This is a genomic window from Streptomyces coeruleorubidus (genome assembly GCF_008705135.1).
In the GTDB taxonomy this organism is placed as follows: Bacteria; Actinomycetota; Actinomycetes; order Streptomycetales; family Streptomycetaceae; genus Streptomyces; species Streptomyces coeruleofuscus.
Map to the genome: position 1 here is coordinate 1,789,918 of NZ_CP023694.1, position 16,213 is coordinate 1,806,130.

The 16,213-nt window shown below is 70.4% G+C and carries 17 protein-coding genes; 1 reads left to right on the plus strand and 16 read right to left on the minus strand.

Annotated elements, in window-relative coordinates; translation table 11 throughout:
* Positions 1 to 4 precede the first annotated feature (4 nt).
* Both CP976_RS08350 and pyrR read right to left on the minus strand, forming a co-directional pair.
* Positions 5 to 982 carry an aspartate carbamoyltransferase catalytic subunit gene (locus tag CP976_RS08350; RefSeq protein ID WP_150479767.1) on the minus strand — a complete coding sequence of 326 codons (978 nt, stop codon included), beginning with the start codon at positions 980 to 982 and terminating at the stop codon, positions 5 to 7.
* A gap of 100 nt (positions 983 to 1,082) precedes the next feature.
* Positions 1,083 to 1,649, minus strand: a complete 567-nt coding sequence (pyrR, locus tag CP976_RS08355; protein ID WP_059420843.1) for a bifunctional pyr operon transcriptional regulator/uracil phosphoribosyltransferase PyrR — start codon at positions 1,647 to 1,649, stop codon at positions 1,083 to 1,085.
* 266 nt (positions 1,650 to 1,915) lie between these two features.
* Between pyrR and bldD the strand changes: the two genes are divergently transcribed.
* Positions 1,916 to 2,419, plus strand: coding sequence for a transcriptional regulator BldD (gene bldD / locus CP976_RS08360; protein ID WP_150479768.1), 504 nt, complete (start codon positions 1,916 to 1,918; stop codon positions 2,417 to 2,419).
* Between the two features lie 176 nt (positions 2,420 to 2,595).
* Here the strand turns inward: bldD and nusB are convergent, their stop codons facing one another.
* From nusB to CP976_RS08435, 14 genes are all read right to left on the minus strand, one after another.
* Positions 2,596 to 3,030, minus strand: a complete 435-nt coding sequence (gene nusB, locus CP976_RS08365) for a transcription antitermination factor NusB (protein ID WP_150479769.1) — start codon at positions 3,028 to 3,030, stop codon at positions 2,596 to 2,598.
* Positions 3,031 to 3,032: 2 nt separating this feature from the next.
* The gene (gene efp / locus CP976_RS08370) at positions 3,033 to 3,599 is read right to left on the minus strand and encodes an elongation factor P (RefSeq protein ID WP_150479770.1); all 567 of its coding nucleotides are present in this window, start codon (positions 3,597 to 3,599) and stop codon (positions 3,033 to 3,035) included.
* A 49-nt stretch (positions 3,600 to 3,648) separates the two neighbouring features.
* The gene (locus CP976_RS08375; RefSeq protein ID WP_150479771.1) at positions 3,649 to 4,758 is read right to left on the minus strand and encodes an aminopeptidase P family protein; all 1,110 of its coding nucleotides are present in this window, start codon (positions 4,756 to 4,758) and stop codon (positions 3,649 to 3,651) included.
* A 299-nt stretch (positions 4,759 to 5,057) separates the two neighbouring features.
* Positions 5,058 to 5,921, minus strand: a complete 864-nt coding sequence (locus CP976_RS08380) for a Pro-rich N-terminal domain-containing protein (RefSeq protein ID WP_150479772.1) — start codon at positions 5,919 to 5,921, stop codon at positions 5,058 to 5,060.
* Positions 5,922 to 6,086: 165 nt separating this feature from the next.
* Positions 6,087 to 7,178 (minus strand): 3-dehydroquinate synthase, encoded by a 1,092-nt coding sequence (aroB, locus tag CP976_RS08385; protein WP_150479773.1) that lies wholly within the window; start codon positions 7,176 to 7,178, stop codon positions 6,087 to 6,089.
* Positions 7,175 to 7,687: a shikimate kinase gene (locus CP976_RS08390; protein ID WP_150479774.1), complete on the minus strand. Its 513-nt coding sequence runs from the start codon at positions 7,685 to 7,687 to the stop codon at positions 7,175 to 7,177. The genes aroB and CP976_RS08390 overlap by 4 nt, the downstream gene beginning before the upstream one ends.
* A complete protein-coding gene (gene aroC / locus CP976_RS08395; RefSeq protein WP_150479775.1) occupies positions 7,684 to 8,868 on the minus strand; it encodes a chorismate synthase in 1,185 nt (394 codons plus the stop codon). The genes CP976_RS08390 and aroC overlap by 4 nt, the downstream gene beginning before the upstream one ends.
* 143 nt (positions 8,869 to 9,011) lie before the next feature.
* Positions 9,012 to 9,407, minus strand: a complete 396-nt coding sequence (locus CP976_RS08400) for a hypothetical protein (RefSeq protein WP_150479776.1) — start codon at positions 9,405 to 9,407, stop codon at positions 9,012 to 9,014.
* Between the two features lie 51 nt (positions 9,408 to 9,458).
* On the minus strand, positions 9,459 to 10,286 hold the full coding sequence (locus CP976_RS08405; RefSeq protein WP_150479777.1) for a shikimate dehydrogenase: 828 nt from the start codon (positions 10,284 to 10,286) through the stop codon (positions 9,459 to 9,461).
* Between the two features lie 40 nt (positions 10,287 to 10,326).
* Positions 10,327 to 12,087: an endolytic transglycosylase MltG gene (gene mltG, locus CP976_RS08410; protein ID WP_150479778.1), complete on the minus strand. Its 1,761-nt coding sequence runs from the start codon at positions 12,085 to 12,087 to the stop codon at positions 10,327 to 10,329.
* A 120-nt stretch (positions 12,088 to 12,207) separates the two neighbouring features.
* Positions 12,208 to 12,672: a Holliday junction resolvase RuvX gene (gene ruvX / locus CP976_RS08420; protein ID WP_086601147.1), complete on the minus strand. Its 465-nt coding sequence runs from the start codon at positions 12,670 to 12,672 to the stop codon at positions 12,208 to 12,210.
* A gap of 16 nt (positions 12,673 to 12,688) precedes the next feature.
* On the minus strand, positions 12,689 to 15,361 hold the full coding sequence (alaS, locus tag CP976_RS08425) for an alanine--tRNA ligase (protein WP_150479780.1): 2,673 nt from the start codon (positions 15,359 to 15,361) through the stop codon (positions 12,689 to 12,691).
* Positions 15,361 to 15,732: a hypothetical protein gene (locus tag CP976_RS08430; protein ID WP_150479781.1), complete on the minus strand. Its 372-nt coding sequence runs from the start codon at positions 15,730 to 15,732 to the stop codon at positions 15,361 to 15,363. Before CP976_RS08430 ends, alaS begins: the two co-directional genes overlap by 1 nt.
* Before the next feature lie 8 nt (positions 15,733 to 15,740).
* Complete coding sequence (locus tag CP976_RS08435; RefSeq protein ID WP_086855479.1) at positions 15,741 to 16,181, minus strand: DUF948 domain-containing protein; 441 nt, start codon at positions 16,179 to 16,181, stop codon at positions 15,741 to 15,743.
* Positions 16,182 to 16,213: the final 32 nt, after the last annotated feature.

The window sequence follows — 16,213 nt, forward strand, 5'->3', positions numbered from 1 at the left end:
TGTCTTACTTCTCCTCGGTACGGGTCTGGGTGACGGCGGGTTCGTTTCCGCCCAGCAGCAGGTACAGGACGGCCATCCGGATGGAGACTCCGTTCGCGACCTGCTCGACGACGGTGCAGCGGTCGGAGTCGGCGACCTCGGCGGTGATCTCCATGCCGCGGACCATCGGGCCGGGGTGCATCACGACGGCGTGCTCGGGCATCCGCGCCATGCGGTCGCCGTCGAGGCCGTAGCGCCGGGAGTACTCGCGCTCGGTCGGGAAGAACGCGGCGTTCATGCGCTCGCGCTGGACGCGCAGCATCATCACCGCGTCGGACTTGGGCAGCGTGCTGTCGAGGTCGTACGACACCTCGCAGGGCCAGCTCTCGATGCCGACGGGCACCAGGGTCGGCGGGGCGACGAGGGTGACCTCGGCGCCGAGGGTGTGCAGCAGGTCGACGTTGGAGCGGGCGACCCGGCTGTGCAGGACGTCGCCGACGATGGTGATGCGCCTGCCTTCGAGGTCCTGGCCGATCCCGGCGTCCGGGCCGATCAGGCGGCGGCGCATGGTGAAGGCGTCCAGCAGGGCCTGGGTGGGGTGCTGGTGGGTGCCGTCGCCTGCGTTGACGACGGCCGCGTCGATCCAGCCGGAGTTCGCCAGGCGGTACGGGGCTCCGGAGGCGCCGTGCCGGATGACCACGGCGTCGACGCCCATGGCCTCCAGGGTCTGGGCCGTGTCCTTCAGGGACTCGCCCTTGGACACGCTCGAACCCTTGGCGGAGAAGTTGATGACGTCCGCGGACAGCCGCTTCTCGGCGGCCTCGAAGGAGATCCGGGTGCGGGTGGAGTCCTCGAAGAAGAGGTTGACGATCGTGCGGCCGCGCAGGGTCGGCAGCTTCTTGATCGGCCGGTCTGCGACCCGGGCCATCTCCTCGGCGGTGTCGAGGATCAGGACGGCGTCGTCGCGGGTGAGGTCGGCGGCCGAGATGAGATGACGCTGCATCTGTCAGGCTCCGTAAGGCAGTTCAAGCTGGAGAAATGGGGCAGACGGGCGCGCGAGGGCGCACCGAGCCGGCGTACGACGGCGGCGTGCGCCTGGAGCGCTACTGGGCGGTCTGCTTGGCGCCGAGCAGCACGGTGTCGCGACCGTCCTCCTCGGCGAGCTGGACCTTGACCGTCTCCCGCAACGACGTGGGGAGGTTCTTGCCGACGTAGTCGGCGCGGATGGGCAGTTCGCGGTGGCCGCGGTCGACGAGGACCGCGAGCTGCACCGCGCGGGGGCGCCCGATGTCGTTCAGGGCGTCGAGGGCGGCGCGGATGGTGCGGCCGGAGAAGAGGACGTCGTCGACGAGGACGACGAGCTTGCCGTCGATGCCGTCACCGGGGATCTCGGTGCGGGCCAGCGCACGCGGCGGGTGCATGCGCAGGTCGTCGCGGTACATGGTGATGTCGAGCGAGCCGCACGGAACCTTGCGCTCGGTGATCTGCTCGAGCTTGTCGGCGATCCGCCGGGCGAGGAAGACGCCCCGGGTCGGAATGCCGAGGAGCACCACGTCGTCGGCGCCCTTTGCGCGTTCGACGATCTCGTGGGCGATGCGGGTCAGTACCCGTGCGATGTCGGGCCCTTCGAGAACGGGCCGGGCATCGGACTGCGAGTCGTGCGTGTCCATACGAAACGGACCTCCTTCTCCGCCTCACGGGACGGACCTTAAAGGACGTCGGGATTGCGCCATCCACGGTAGCAGGCCCTCGCCGCCGCCCGGACGGCCCCCTCGGATCACCCACTCGGCCTAACAGAGTGCTGATACCACGGAAGAGTCGGTGCGGACCATTCGGCTTGACGCGGCAGAGTAACGCTGCGTAACCTCACAGTGAGTTACCAGCCGCGCGGCCTGGCACCCACGCCAGACGCGTCGACACAGTGCCGGGGAGCTATATGTCCAGCGAATACGCCAAACAGCTCGGGGCCAAGCTCCGGGCGATCCGCACCCAGCAGGGCCTTTCCCTCCACGGTGTCGAGGAGAAGTCCCAGGGACGCTGGAAGGCGGTCGTGGTCGGTTCGTACGAGCGCGGCGACCGTGCCGTGACCGTGCAGCGCCTTGCCGAGCTGGCGGATTTCTACGGCGTTCCGGTGCAGGAGCTGCTCCCGGGCACCACCCCGGGCGGCGCCGCCGAGCCGCCGCCGAAGCTGGTCCTGGACCTGGAGCGGCTGGCCCCGGTGCCGGCCGAGAAGGCGGGCCCCCTTCAGCGCTACGCGGCCACGATCCAGTCGCAGCGCGGTGACTACAACGGCAAGGTGCTCTCGATCCGCCAGGACGACCTGCGCACACTCGCCGTCATCTACGACCAGTCGCCTTCGGTCCTCACCGAGCAGCTGATCAGCTGGGGTGTCCTGGACGCGGACGCGCGCCGCGCGGTGGCCACCCACGAGGAGGCCTGACCGCTTCGGGGGGGACAGCAGAAACGTGCCGCCGGGGTGGCCGGAACCATATGGTTCCGGCCACCCCGGCGGCTTTCTGAGGGCCTGGCAGCCCTCGAAGGTACGGGAACGCCGGAGGGCCCGCGGCAGTCACGCTGCGGGCCCTCCGGCGTTCTGTCTGCCTCAGACTCGTCGTCTCAGACTTCGTCGCGACGGAGCGAGGGCTTGAGCTCCTTCAGCCGTCCGAGCAGGCCGTTCACGAACGAGGGCGACTCGTCCGTGGAGAATTCCTTCGCCAGCTGCACCATCTCGTCGAGGACGACGGCGTCCGGGGTCTCGTCGACCCAGATCAGCTCATAGGCGCCGAGCCGCAGGATGTTGCGGTCGACGACCGGCATCCTGTCGAGCGTCCAGCCGACCGAGTACTGGGCGAGCAGCTCGTCGATGCGCTTCGCGCGCTGCGCGTAGCCCTCGACCAGCTCCATCGTGTACTCGCTCACCGGCGGCTGCCGGGTGTCGGCCCGGGAGAGCCGGACCCAGTCGGCGAGGACGGTCAGGACCTCGGCGCCGCGCTGGTCGCCCTCGAAGAGGATCTGGAAGGCGCGCTTGCGGGCCGTGTTGCGGGCAGCCACGGTTAGCTGTTCACCCGGCCGAGGTAGTCGCTGGTGCGGGTGTCGACCTTGATCTTCTCACCGGTGGTGATGAAGAGCGGGACCTGGATCTGGTGACCGGTCTCCAGCGTGGCGGGCTTGGTGCCGCCGGTGGACCGGTCGCCCTGGACGCCCGGCTCGGTCTCCTGGACGACCAGCTCGACGGCGGCCGGCAGCTCGACGAAGAGCACCTCGCCCTCGTGCTGGGCGACCGTGGCCGTGAAGCCCTCGATCAGGAAGTTGGCGGCGTCGCCGACGGCCTTGCGGTCGACCATGAGCTGGTCGTAGGTCTCCATGTCCATGAAGACGAAGTAGTCGCCGTCCATGTAGGAGAACTGCATGTCGCGCTTGTCGACGGTGGCCGTTTCGACCTTGACGCCGGCGTTGAAGGTCTTGTCGACGACCTTGCCGGAGAGCACGTTCTTGAGCTTGGTGCGCACGAAGGCCGGGCCCTTGCCGGGCTTGACGTGCTGGAACTCGACGACGGACCAGAGCTGGCCGCCTTCGAGCTTGAGCACCATGCCGTTCTTGAGGTCGTTCGTGGAAGCCACGGTTGCGGAATCTCCTGGACTGACGTACGACCCCGGGGCACGCACCTGCCTACAGGGCGAGCAGCTCCTTGGTCGTGATGGTGAGTAGCTCGGGTCCGCCATCCGCCTCGGGGCGGACGACGAGCGTGTCATCGATCCGGACACCGCCCCGTCCCGGGAGGTGGACCCCAGGTTCGACGGTGACCGGCACGCAAGCGTCCAGTTTACCCATGGCCGCGGGACTCAATTGAGGGTCCTCGTCGATTTCGAGCCCCACCCCGTGTCCGGTCAGGGCCGTGAGGCCCTCCGTGTACCCCGCGGAGTCCAGCACCTGGCGGGCCGCGCGGTCGACGTCCCGGCAGGCGGCACCGGGTACCAGGCTCTCACGTCCGGCGCGCTGCGCCGCGAAGACCAGGTCGTACAGCTCGATCTGCCAGTCCGCGGGAGCGGTGCCGATGACGAAGGTACGGCCGATCTCGCAGCGGTAGCCGCGGTACGTCGCGCCGAGGCAGACCGAGAGGAAGTCGCCCTCCTCGACGCGGCGGTCGGTGGGCCGGTGCCCGGGCCGTCCGGCGTTCGGACCCGTGGCGACGGAGGTGGGGAAGGCCGGTCCGTCGGCCCCGTGATCCACGAGGCGTCTTTCGAGCTCCAGGGCGAGATGGCGCTCGGTCCGCCCGACGAGGATGGACTCCAGCAGTTCGCCGAGTGCCTGGTCGGCGATCTCGGCGCCGATGCGGAGGCAGGAGATCTCCTCCTCGTCCTTGACGACCCTGAGCTGCTCGACCGCGCCGCCGAGGTTGGCCAGGCGCAGCCCGGGGGCGACCGAGCCGAGGGCGCGGTGCCGGGCCACGGTGAGGTGGTGCTCCTCCACGGCGAGGGAGTCGGCACCCTGGCCCGCGGCGAGACCGGCGGCCGCGACGGCCGGGTCGCCTCCGCCGACACCGGGCAGGGCCTGTACGCGCAGGGCCTCGTCGGGGCGCTCCTGCGTGGGGCGGTCGGCCGTCGGGCCCGCACACACCAGGAGGTCCTCGGTCTTGCCCAGCAGCAGAACGGCGCCGTGCGGGGCGGCGCCCGCGAGATAGCGCACATTGGCGGGGCGGGAGACCAGCGCCGCCGCGCTGCCGCCCGCGTTGCAGTATTCCCTCAGACGCGTCCGGCGGGCCGCGTACACCTCTGACATGACCCGAGCCTACGAGCGCCGGGGGGATGCCGCCGGTCGGGAGGGCCGAGTGGGGGTTGTCCGCGGGGGCTGGGCGGTACGCCTGCGCGCGGGTGGTGGGCCGGGCCGCTGCGGGCACGCGCCCTGAGCTGCGGGCAATCGTGCCTCCCCCAGTGCCTTAAGGGCCTGGGAGGTACCCCCAGGGCGGCACCCGTCCCAAAGAAGCGGCACCCCGTCGCGCCGGGCTGCGCGACGCCCCGGCCTCAGCACCGACGCTCAGGGCACCGGAAACGCCGGTTACCGCACCGACCCCACGCCGACTACCACTGCGGCGGACTCGCGATCGACCTGGCCAGCACATCGTCCAGCACCCGCGCCGTCTCCGGCACATCCAGCTGCGAGTTGTCGATGATCGGCAGACCGGACCCGTACCACCCGGCCATCCGCCCATGGATCCGGGCGACCTCCTCGTCGGTCAGCCGCCGATTGCCCGAGCGCTCCGCGTTGCGTTCCAGGACGATGTCCAGCCCGGGAAGGAGGACGACCGGCAGCAGGCCGGGCCCGACGTGCCGCTTCCAGCCGCCGAGGCCGACGACGGGCCGGTCGGGAAAGACCGCGTCGTCGAGGATGCAGGAGATGCCGTTGGCCAGGAAGTTCCGCGCGGCGAAACCGCAGGTGCGGCGGGCGAGGCGGTACTGCGCCTCGGAGTTGTCGTTCCACCCGGACTGGGGGTCGGCGAAGCCCGAGCGGACCCACTCGCGTACGTCGTCGAGGCTGATGTGCGCCGTCGGGACCCGGCGATGGTCCGCCCAGTACTTGGCGACACTGGTCTTCCCGGCACCAGCGGGCCCGATGAGCAGCACGGCGAGCGTCGTACCGGCCGGGTCGGGAACCGCCGCCGCGGGCGGGGGGCTGGGCATGGCGACCGGACCGCCGGGCGGCAGCGGCACATGGCCGGTGGTGTCCGGCGGCGGAGGAACAGAGGCCTGCGGCGGGGGCGCGGCCGGCCCGGGCGGGGGCACGGGATAACCGGGCGCCGGGGGCGGCGGGGGCACGGGCACGGAGCCCTGATGGGCACCCGGGTGGTGCGACCCCGGGTGGTGTGCGGCCGGCGACCAGCCGACGGCCGGTCCGTGCCCCGGCTGATGGGGCGGCGGCAGCGGAGAACCCACTGCGTGCTGCATCCGGTGCCACTCCGTCTCGTACAGGCGATGGGCGCTGAACAGCGGGGGCGGAACCCGCTGCTACCGAACGGTACCGCCCCCGGCCGGTGTTGTGTGAACGGCCTGGGGCGGTCCGAAGTGCCCGGCCCCGTAAGGTGATTTCGGGCGGAAGGCGCGCCTGGGTACTTACTGTCCGACTTCGCCGTACGCGGCGAGCAGCACGGCCGGGTCGGGTCCCTCCAGAACGGTGGGCTTGGCCAGACCGTCGAGGACGATGAAGCGCAGCAGGTCGCCGCGCGACTTCTTGTCGACCTTCATGGTCTCCAGCAGCTTGGGCCACTGGTCGTGCCGGTAGTGCAGCGGCAGCCCGACGGCTTCGAGGACGGTGCGGTGGCGGTCGGCCGTCGCGTCGTCCAGCCGGCCTGCCAGGCGGCCGAGTTCGGCGGCGAAGTGCATGCCCACCGAGACCGCCGCGCCGTGCCGCCACTTGTAGCGCTCGTTCTTCTCGATGGCGTGGCCGAGCGTGTGGCCGTAGTTGAGGATCTCGCGCAGGCCGGACTCCTTCAGGTCGGACGACACCACGTCGGCCTTGACCCGGATGGAGCGCTCGATGAGCTCGGCGGTGTGCGGGCCGCCCGGGGTGCGGGCCGCCTCGGGGTCGGACTCGATGAGGTCGAGGATCACCGGGTCGGCGATGAAGCCGGCCTTGATGACCTCCGCGAGCCCGGAGACGTAGTCGTTGACCGGGAGGGAGTCCAGCGCCGCGAGGTCGCAGAGGACGCCCGCGGGCGGGTGGAAGGCACCGACCAGGTTCTTGCCCTCGGCGGTGTTGATGCCGGTCTTGCCGCCGACGGCCGCGTCGACCATGGCGAGCACGGTGGTCGGGATCGCGATCCAGCGCACCCCGCGCAGCCAGGTGGCGGCCACGAACCCGGCCAGGTCCGTGGTCGCGCCGCCGCCGACACCGATGATGACGTCCGTCCGGGTGAACCCGGACTGGCCCAGCGCCTTCCAGCAGTAGGCGGCGACCTCGGCGGTCTTGGCCTCCTCAGCGTTGGGCACCTGGATGGCGACCGCCTCGTAGCCCTGCCCGGCCAGGTCGGCGCGCAGGGCGTCACCGGTCTCGGCCAGTGCCTCGGGGTGGACGATGGCGACCCGCTTGGCCTTGCCGCCGATCAACCCGGGCAGTTCGCCGAGGAGTTGCCGGCCCACGAGGACCTCGTAGGGCTCGGTGCCCGCCGTGCCGCCGACCTGGATCCGGGTCACTGCCTCACTCATGCTTCCTTCAACTCCACTGCGTCCAGGGCTGCTCGGGTGACCTCTTCGGGGGTGCGGCCGTCGGTGGCGACCACGGCCGTGGCGACCTCCTCGTAGAGGTGCCGGCGGGCCTCCATCAGCTCGCGCCACTGCTTGCGCGGATTGATGGCGAGCAGCGGCCGGGCCGCGTTGAGGCCGGTGCGCTTGACCGCCTCTTCGACGTCCATCGACAGGTACACCACCCGCTGCCCCGCGAGCAGTGCGCGGGTGTCCGGGTCGAGGACGGCGCCGCCGCCCAGCGCCAGCACACCGTCGTGCCCGGCCAGTGCCTCGTGCACGGCCTGCTTCTCGATCGCGCGGAAGGCGGACTCGCCCTCCTCGACGAAGATCTCGGCGATCGTCCGGCCTTGCGCGGCGACGATGTCGTCGTCGGTGTCCCGGTAGCCGGTTCCGAGCCGCTCGGCCAGCAGCTGCCCGACGGTGGACTTGCCCACGCCCATCGGGCCGACCAGCACGATCAGCGGGCTCATCGGATGGCCAGGTTGTCGAGGTAGGACCGGACGTTGCGGCGGGTCTCGGCCACGTTGTCGCCGCCGAACTTCTCCGCGACCGCGTCCGCGAGGACCAGGGCGACCATCGCCTCGGCGACGATGCCGGCGGCCGGCACCGCGCACACGTCGGAACGCTGGTGGTGGGCGGCCGTGGCCTCGCCGGTGACGACGTCCACCGTCTTCAGCGCCCGCGGCACGGTCGCGATCGGCTTCATCGCGGCCCGCACGCGCAGCAGCTCACCCGTGGACAGCCCGCCCTCGGTGCCGCCGGAGCGGCCGGACGTCCGCCGGATGCCCTCGGGGGTCGTGACGATCTCGTCGTGTGCCTTGGAGCCGGGGACGCGTGCCAGGTCGAAGCCGTCGCCGACCTCGACTCCCTTGATCGCCTGGATGCCCATCAGAGCGGCGGCGAGACGGGCGTCCAGCCGGCGGTCCCAGTGCACGTGCGAACCGAGGCCGACCGGCACCTCGTACGCCAGCACCTCGACCACGCCGCCGAGGGTGTCGCCGTCCTTGTGGGCCTGGTCGATCTCGGCGACCATCGCCTTCGACGCGTCGGCGTCCAGGCAGCGCACCGGGTCCGCGTCCAGCTTCTCCACGTCCGCGGGCGTCGGGTACACGCCGTACGGCGCCTTCGCGGCCGCGAGCTCCACCACGTGGGAGACGATCTCGATGCCGGTCGTCTCCTTCAGGTACGACCGGGCCACCGCGCCGAGGGCCACCCGGGCCGCGGTCTCCCGCGCGGAGGCGCGCTCCAGGATCGGCCGGGCCTCGTCGAAGCCGTACTTCTGCATACCGGCGAGGTCGGCGTGGCCGGGCCTGGGCCGGGTCAGCGGCGCGTTGCGGGCGAGGCCGTCGAGGATCTCCGGGTCGACCGGGTCGGCCGCCATGACCTGTTCCCACTTCGGCCACTCGGTGTTGCCCACCATGATCGCGACCGGGGAGCCGAGGCTGAGGCCGTGCCGGACGCCGCCGAGGAAGGTGATCTCGTCCCGCTCGAACTTCATCCGGGCACCGCGCCCATAGCCCAGGCGCCGCCTCGCGAGATGGTCCGCCACCATGTCCGTGGTGATCGGCACGCCGGCGGGAAGACCCTCCAGCGTCGCGACGAGTGCGGGACCGTGGGATTCCCCCGCGGTCAGCCAGCGCAACCTGCTCAACGGTGCTCCTCAGTGTTCGCGACCTGCCTACTGCCCAGCGTACGCAGGTCCTCGCGTACGGCGACGGCCTGACCGGGTGCGCGGCCCCAGTCCGCCGCCTACGATCCTCCCACGTCCGGAGCGTGGGCCCGGCCGCCGGTCCATCAGGCGGACGACGCCGGGCCGCCGGTCTGCTGCTGCGGCGCGTACGCGCCCAGGAAGTCCGCGCCGCTCTGCTGCTGCGCGGTCTGCGTCTGCTGCGGCGCGTAGGCGCCCAGATGGTCGGCTCCGCTGCCCTGCTGCTGCGCCTGCTGCGGTGCGTACTCCCCCAGGTAGTCCGCTCCGCGTCCCTGCCCGTACTGAGCCGCCGCGTGGACGGACACGCCGCTCCGCACGGCCCGCCGGTAGGCGATCTTGCGCTTGATCTTGACCACCCAGGTCGCGAGGACCGCGAGCACGATCAGGGCGAGCACCGTGATCTGCACCCAGTCGGGCAGGAATCCCAGCAGGGACTCGAATATCTGGGACTTGACGGACGCCTGAGACATGCCGGCGGACATGGCTGGTTCTCCCCTCCCCTGTTCCGCCCCCTGCGGAACCGAGAGCGGATCTTATCGGGCCGCCAGAGCGCGCTCGCCCGCTTTTCGCATGGCGTCCAGCGGAGCCGGGGCCCGCCCCGTCATCTGCTCGACCTGCAGGACGGCCTGGTGCACCAGCAGGTCGAGGCCGCTGACGACCGCGCCGCCGTACGCCGACCAGCGGGCGGCGAGGACGGTCGGCCAGGGGTCGTAGAGCACGTCGAACAGGGCCGTCGGGCGCTCCGGGACGCATCGGGCGAGGCCGTCGGTGACACCCGCCGGCGTGGTGCTGATCACCAGCGGGGCGTGCAGCGCCTGCTCGGCGTCCGCCCAGTCGGCGATGCGCACCGAGATCTCCAGCCGCTCGGCCCACTGCCGCATCTCGGCGGCCCGGGCCTCGCTGCGCACGTACACGGAGATCTCGCCCGGACAGACCCGGGACAGCGCGGCCAGTGCGGACGAGGCGGTGGCGCCCGCGCCCAGGATCGCGGCGGCCTCGACCTTGTCGATGCCGTGCTCGCGCAAAGCCGCGACCATACCGGGGACGTCGGTGTTGTCGCCGGTCCGGCGGCCGTCCGGGGTGAGGACGACCGTGTTGACCGCATCGACGGAGGCCGCGGTCTCGCTGATCCCGTCGAGCAGAGGGATCACGGCCCTCTTCAGCGGCATGGTCAGCGAGAGCCCCGCCCATTCGGGTCCGAGTGTCTCGAAGAACCCGGGCAGCGCGGCCTCGTCGACCTCGAACCTCTCGTACGTCCAGCCGGTCAGCCCCAACTCCTCGTATGCCGCGCGGTGCAGGACCGGGGAGAGCGAGTGGGCGATCGGGGAGCCGAGAACGGCGGCTCGGCGGGGTGCGGCCATCAGGTCTTCCTCAGTAATTCCGCGATCAGTAGTTCCGCGATCAGTTGTTCCGCGAGGCGTTGAACTTGTCGACCAGCTTCTGGTGCTCCGCGTTGGTCTTGGTGAACTCACTGGTCTTGCCGTCCAGCGAGATGAAGTAGTACCAACCGTCCTTCGTCGGGTTGAGGGCGCCCTTGAGCGCTTCCTCGCCAGGGTTGTCGATCGGTCCGGGCGGCAGGCCCTTGTGGAAGTACGTGTTGTACGGGTTGTCGTAGTTCCGCAGCTCGCTCAGACTCAGATCGATCTTGCTCTGGTTCTTGATGTAGTTGTAGGTGGAGTCGAACTCCAGCATGCCGTTGGTCTGCGGGTTCCCCGGCTTCATGCGGTTGTAGACGACCTCGGCCATCTTGCGGAAGTCGTCGTGGCTCGTGCCCTCGGCCTGGGCCAGGCTCGCGACGGTGATCAGCTGCCAGGGGTCTTCGAGTCCGAGGCTCTGGGCCTTCTTCTCCACGCCGAGCTTCTCGTACGTCTGGGTGGCCCGGGTCACCATGTCTTTGAGCACGCCCTCGGGCTTCTCGCCCTTGGCGATGCCGTAGCTGGAGGGGTAGAGGAACCCTTCCAGCGGGTCCTTGACGTTCTCGTGGCCGAGCGCCCAGTCGGGCAGGCCGAGCTTCTTCCAGTCCTTCTTGGCGACCGCGGCGGTGGTGCCGTCCTTGACCTCGAGCCGCTTGTCGATGAGCCGGTAGATGTCGGCGTTGCGCTTGCCCTCGGCGATGATCAGGTTGTCGCGGCTCTCCGGGCTGAGCATCAGTTCGACCGCACTGTCGGCCGACATTTGCTTTTGCAGCGTGTACACGCCGTCCTGGATGGTCTTGCCCTGCGGATTGCCCTCCTGGGCGGCGACGAACGCGTCGACGCTCTTGACGACCCCTGCGTCCTTCAGCACCTGGCCGATCTTGTAGCCGAGCGCTCCCTCGGGGATCTCGACGGACACCTCCTGCCCGTTGCCGTCACCCGCGTAGTCCGGCGCGTCGCCGAAACGATCCTGGAAGAACTGGTAGCCGAAGTAGCTGACGCCCGCCAGGCCGCCGCCGAGGACCAGGACGACCACCAGACAGGCCGTTCCGTTGCGGCGCTTCTTGGGCTTGCCGCCGCGTCCTCGCTGGTCGTCGCGCCGTCGGCGGTCGCCCGGCTCGTCGCCGTCGTCATCGTCGTCGCCGCCCGCGAAGAAGGCGTGTTCGCCCTGGTCGGGGCCGGGGTCCCAGTCGGTCTCCGGTTCCGGCTCCGGCTCCGGCTCGGCCCGCCGCCGCCCGGGCGGCTCCGGTGGCGGGTACGCCTCGGGCGTGCCGTAGTAGTCGGACTGGCCCTGGCCGTAGGCACCGGTTTGCTGACCGTACGGGTCGGCGGGGTCGCCGGGATACGAGACCTGCTGGTGCGGGCCGGTGGCCCAGCCGCCGTTGTCGTACTGCTGCTGGTGGTACCCCTGGTCCTGCTGGTACCCCTGGTCCTGGTATCCCTGGTCCTGCTGGTGCCCCTGGTTTCCCTGCCCCGGGTACTGCTGCTGATGGCCGTGGGCCTGTGCCGCGTACTGCTGCTGGTCGTACGGGTACTGCTGCTGCGCCTGACCGTATCCGGCCTGCTCACCGGTGCCCCAGTCGCCGTACTGCGGCTGCTGCGGCTGCTCTGGATAGTGCTGTGGCTGGCCGCCGTAGGGGGACTGCTGACCCTGGTGGGCCTGCTCTCCTCCCCATCCGCCGTCCCCGTACAACGGGTCCTCCGGATGCCACGGTTCGGAGCCTTGGCCCCGGCCATACTCAGTCATCGATCCCCTAGAGCCGCGAGGCGGCGGTCACGCGGCTTCGGCTCGGCTTCCGTCCCGCCTCTTGCTGTGCGGTGGCCGTTCGAATGCCGCCGCATCGCGCGGAACGTTACCGTATCGCGATCAGATGACCACTTCGACGCCTTCGCCGGGTGCTTTACCTGACACCCGTTCGGATTCCAGCGCCTGTTGCAGGATGACCACCGCTGCCGCCTGGTCGATGACGGATCGCCCCTTCTTGGTCTTCACGCCCGAGGCGCGCAGTCCCTGACTGGCCGTCACCGTCGTCATGCGTTCGTCCAGGAGTCTCACCGGAACCGGGGCGATCATGCGCGCCAGTTCCTGGGCGAAGCCGCGGACCTTGACCGCGGCCGGGCCCTCGCCGCCCTTGAGGGAGCGCGGGAGACCGACCACGATCTCGATGGGCTCGTACTCCTCGACGAGTTGCTTCAACCGTCGCTGAGCCGCGGGGATGTCACGCCCGGGGACCGTCTCCACCGGGGTGGCGAGGATCCCGTCGGGGTCGCACGAGGCGACCCCGATGCGGGCGTCCCCGACGTCGATCGCGAGTCGACGTCCTCTGCGCATCTTCCGGACCCGTTTCTTACTTGGCCGTCTCGGCGACCAGGCGCTCGACGGCGTCCACGGCGTCGCCGATCGCGGCCGGGTTCTGGCCGCCGCCCTGGGCGACGTCCGGCTTGCCGCCACCGCCGCCGCCGAGGGTCTTGGCGGCCGTACGGACGAGGTCGCCGGCCTTCAGGCCGCGCTCGCGGGCGGCCTCGTTGGTGGCGATGACCGTCAGCGGCTTACCGTTCGCCACCGTGAACAGGGCGACCACGGCGGCCCGTCCGCCCTGGATGCGTCCGCGCACGTCGAGCACCAGCTTGCGCAGGTCGTCGGCGGTGGTGCCGTCCGGGACCTGACCGGTCACGACAGCAACGCCACGGACGTCCTTGGCGGACTCGGCGAGACCGGCGGCGGCCTGGAGGACCTTCTCGGCGCGGAACTTCTCGATCTCCTTCTCGGCGTCCTTCAGCTTGCCGAGCATGGCGGAGACCTTCTCCGGGAGCTCCTCCGGGCGGCCCTTGATCAGCTCCTGGAGCTGGGCGACGACCGTGTGCTCCCGGGCGAGGAAGTTGTAGGCGTCGACACCGACCAGGGCCTCGATACGGCGGACACCGGAGCCGATGGACGATTCGCCGAGCAGCTTCACCAGACCGAGCTGGGCGGTGTTGTGCACGTGCGTGCCGCCGCACAGTTCCTTGGAGAAGTCGCCGATGGTCACGACGCGCACGCGCTCGCCGTACTTCTCGCCGAACTCGGCGATGGCGCCCTGCTTCTTGGCCTCGTCGATGCCCATGACGTCGGCGCGGACGTCCAGGTCGCGGGCGAGCACCTCGTTGATCTTCTGCTCGACGTCGGTCATCACGGCCGTCGGAACGGCGGACGGGGAGCCGAAGTCGAAGCGGAAGCGACCGGGCTGGTTCTCCGAACCGGCCTGGGCGGCCGTCGGGCCGAGGGCGTCGCGCAGGGCCTGGTGGGTCAGGTGCGTGGCCGAGTGGGCGCGGGCGATGGCCTTGCGGCGGCGGTCGTCGATGGCGGAGTGGGCCTTGGCGCCGACGGTGACCTCGCCGACCTGGACGACGCCCTTGTGCACGTAGACACCCGGGACCGGCTTCTGGCAGTCGCGGACCTCGATGACGGCACCGGAGTCGGTCTTGATCTTGCCGGTGTCGCCGATCTGGCCGCCGCCCTCGGCGTAGAACGGGGTGCGGTCGAGGACGATCTCGACCTCGTCGCCCTCGGTGGCGGCCGGGGAGGAGATGCCGTCGACCAGGATGCCGACGACCGTGGACTCGCCCTCGGTGTCGGTGTAGCCGATGAAGTCGGTGGCACCGGCCCGGTCGGCGATCTCGCGGTAGGCACCGAGGTCGGCGTGGCCGGTCTTCTTGGACTGGGCGTCGGCCTTGGCGCGCTCCCGCTGCTCCTTCATCAGGCGGCGGAAGCCCTCCTCGTCCACGGAGAGGCCCTGCTCGGCGGCCATCTCCAGGGTGAGGTCGATCGGGAAGCCCCAGGTGTCGTGGAGCAGGAAGGCCTTGTCGCCGGGCAGCACGGTGGAGCCGGCGGCCTTGGTGTCGCTGACGGCGGTGTCGAGGATGTTGGTGCCGGCCTTCAGCGTCTTGAGGAAGGCGTTCTCCTCGGCGAGGGCGACCTTCTCGATCCGCTCGCGGTCGGTGATGAGCTCGGGGTACTGCTGACCCATCATGCCGATGACGACCTCGATCAGGTCCTTGACGACCGGGCCGGTGGCGCCGAGCAGGCGCATGTTGCGGATGGCGCGGCGCATGATGCGGCGCAGCACGTAACCGCGGCCCTCGTTGCCCGGGGTGACGCCGTCGCCGATGAGCATGGTGGCGGTGCGCATGTGGTCGGTGACCACGCGCAGGGACACGTCCGAGGAGTGGGCGTCGCCGTAGCGGACGCCGGTCAGTTCGGTGGCCTTGTCGATGACGGCCATCGAGGTGTCGATCTCGTACATGTTCTGCACGCCCTGCAGAATCATGGCGAGGCGCTCGAGGCCGAGGCCGGTGTCGATGTTCTTGCTGGGCAGGTCGCCGAGGATCTCGAAGTTGTCCTTGCCGGTGCCCTCGCCCCGCTCGTACTGCATGAAGACGAGGTTCCAGATCTCCACGTACCGCTCGTCGTTGACGGCGGGGCCGCCCTCGGCGCCGAACTCGGGGCCGCGGTCGTAGTTGATCTCGGAGCAGGGTCCGCAGGGGCCGGGGACGCCCATGGACCAGTAGTTGTCCTTCATGCCGAGGCGCTGGATGCGCTCCTTCGGCACGCCGACGACCTCGTGCCAGATGCGCTCGGCCTCGTCGTCGTCCTTGTAGACGGTGATCCACAGGCGCTCGGGGTCGAGGCCGTAACCGCCCTTGTCCTGGGGGCTGGTGAGCAGCTCCCAGGCGAGCTTGATGGCGCCTTCCTTGAAGTAGTCGCCGAAGGAGAAGTTGCCGCACATCTGGAAGAACGTGCCGTGGCGCGTGGTCTTGCCGACTTCTTCGATGTCGGGCGTGCGCACGCACTTCTGCACGCTCGTGGCGCGGGCGAAGGGCGGCTTGACCTCACCCAGGAAGTAGGGCTTGAAGGGCACCATGCCGGCCGGGACGAGGAGCAGAGTCGGGTCGTCCGCGATGAGCGACGCCGAAGGGACGACGGTGTGACCGCGCTCCTCGAAGAAGCTCAACCAGCGGCGGCGAATCTCAGCCGACTCCATCAGTGGTCCTCATTCCGGTTGTACGAATTCTTCTTGTACGTGGACGACGTGGTGTCGATGACGTACGTCTTCGGCTCTGTGCGGTTCTCGATGGCGGCGTGCCGCCTGGGTGCGGGGAGTTCGGGGTCGACGGGGGCGTTGAGCCCGAGCGCGTCGCCCAGTTCGGCCTCCCGCTGGGCCATGTTGTCGCGGACGTCCAGCGCGAAGTCGACCGCGCGGTCCTTGAGCCGGTGGCCGGCCTCGAGCGCCTTGTTCCCCGCGGCTCTGGCGAGGCTCTCGGGCGTCAGCTGCTTCAGCTTCCGGTTGACCTTGGTGGTGGCCCACACTCCGGCGGCGACGCCGGTGGTGAACCAGAACGTACGGCGGAACATCGCTGGTCTCAGTCCCTCTTCCCTCGGGCGCTGCGCCGAGAGACCGTGCGGCCCACGATCACGGTACGCCTCGGCGCCTTGCCGGGCACGTCCTCCTTGCGGCCGCCGAGGGCCCGGCGCACGCCGTAGCCGAAGGCGGCGACCTTGACCAGGGGGCCGCCGAAGGTGGAGGCGACGGTGGTCGACAGCGCGGAGGCGTTCGACGTGACCTCCTGGACGTCGGAGGCGATCGAGTCGACCCGGTCGATCTGGGTCTGCGCGGAGCGCACCGCCGCGGAGGCGTCGGCCAGCAGCGGGACGGCCTGATCGGTCACTTCCGCCACGAGCTTGGTGGTCGCCCTGAGCGTCTGGGCCAGCCTCGCCAGCGCGACGGCGAGGAAGGAGACCAGGATCGCCCAGAAGACAGCCACCAGGATTCCGGCCACCTCTCCACCGGACACTGTGTGCACCCGCTCCCTGAAAACGTGCCTGAACATCGAAA

What these genes read in the sequence shown, in the direction of transcription:
- CP976_RS08350 (WP_150479767.1), bottom strand. Translation starts at nt 982, where the DNA reads ATGCAGCGTCATCTCATCTCGGCCGCCGACCTCACCCGCGACGACGCC.
- pyrR (WP_059420843.1), bottom strand. Translation starts at nt 1,649, where the DNA reads ATGGACACGCACGACTCGCAGTCCGATGCCCGGCCCGTTCTCGAAGGG.
- bldD (WP_150479768.1), top strand. Translation starts at nt 1,916, where the DNA reads ATGTCCAGCGAATACGCCAAACAGCTCGGGGCCAAGCTCCGGGCGATC.
- CP976_RS08375 (WP_150479771.1), bottom strand. Translation starts at nt 4,758, where the DNA reads ATGTCAGAGGTGTACGCGGCCCGCCGGACGCGTCTGAGGGAATACTGC.
- CP976_RS08380 (WP_150479772.1), bottom strand. Translation starts at nt 5,921, where the DNA reads ATGCAGCACGCAGTGGGTTCTCCGCTGCCGCCGCCCCATCAGCCGGGG.
- aroB (WP_150479773.1), bottom strand. Translation starts at nt 7,178, where the DNA reads ATGAGTGAGGCAGTGACCCGGATCCAGGTCGGCGGCACGGCGGGCACC.
- CP976_RS08390 (WP_150479774.1), bottom strand. Translation starts at nt 7,687, where the DNA reads ATGAGCCCGCTGATCGTGCTGGTCGGCCCGATGGGCGTGGGCAAGTCC.
- CP976_RS08400 (WP_150479776.1), bottom strand. Translation starts at nt 9,407, where the DNA reads ATGTCCGCCGGCATGTCTCAGGCGTCCGTCAAGTCCCAGATATTCGAG.
- CP976_RS08405 (WP_150479777.1), bottom strand. Translation starts at nt 10,286, where the DNA reads ATGGCCGCACCCCGCCGAGCCGCCGTTCTCGGCTCCCCGATCGCCCAC.
- mltG (WP_150479778.1), bottom strand. Translation starts at nt 12,087, where the DNA reads ATGACTGAGTATGGCCGGGGCCAAGGCTCCGAACCGTGGCATCCGGAG.
- ruvX (WP_086601147.1), bottom strand. Translation starts at nt 12,672, where the DNA reads ATGCGCAGAGGACGTCGACTCGCGATCGACGTCGGGGACGCCCGCATC.
- alaS (WP_150479780.1), bottom strand. Translation starts at nt 15,361, where the DNA reads ATGGAGTCGGCTGAGATTCGCCGCCGCTGGTTGAGCTTCTTCGAGGAG.
- CP976_RS08430 (WP_150479781.1), bottom strand. Translation starts at nt 15,732, where the DNA reads ATGTTCCGCCGTACGTTCTGGTTCACCACCGGCGTCGCCGCCGGAGTG.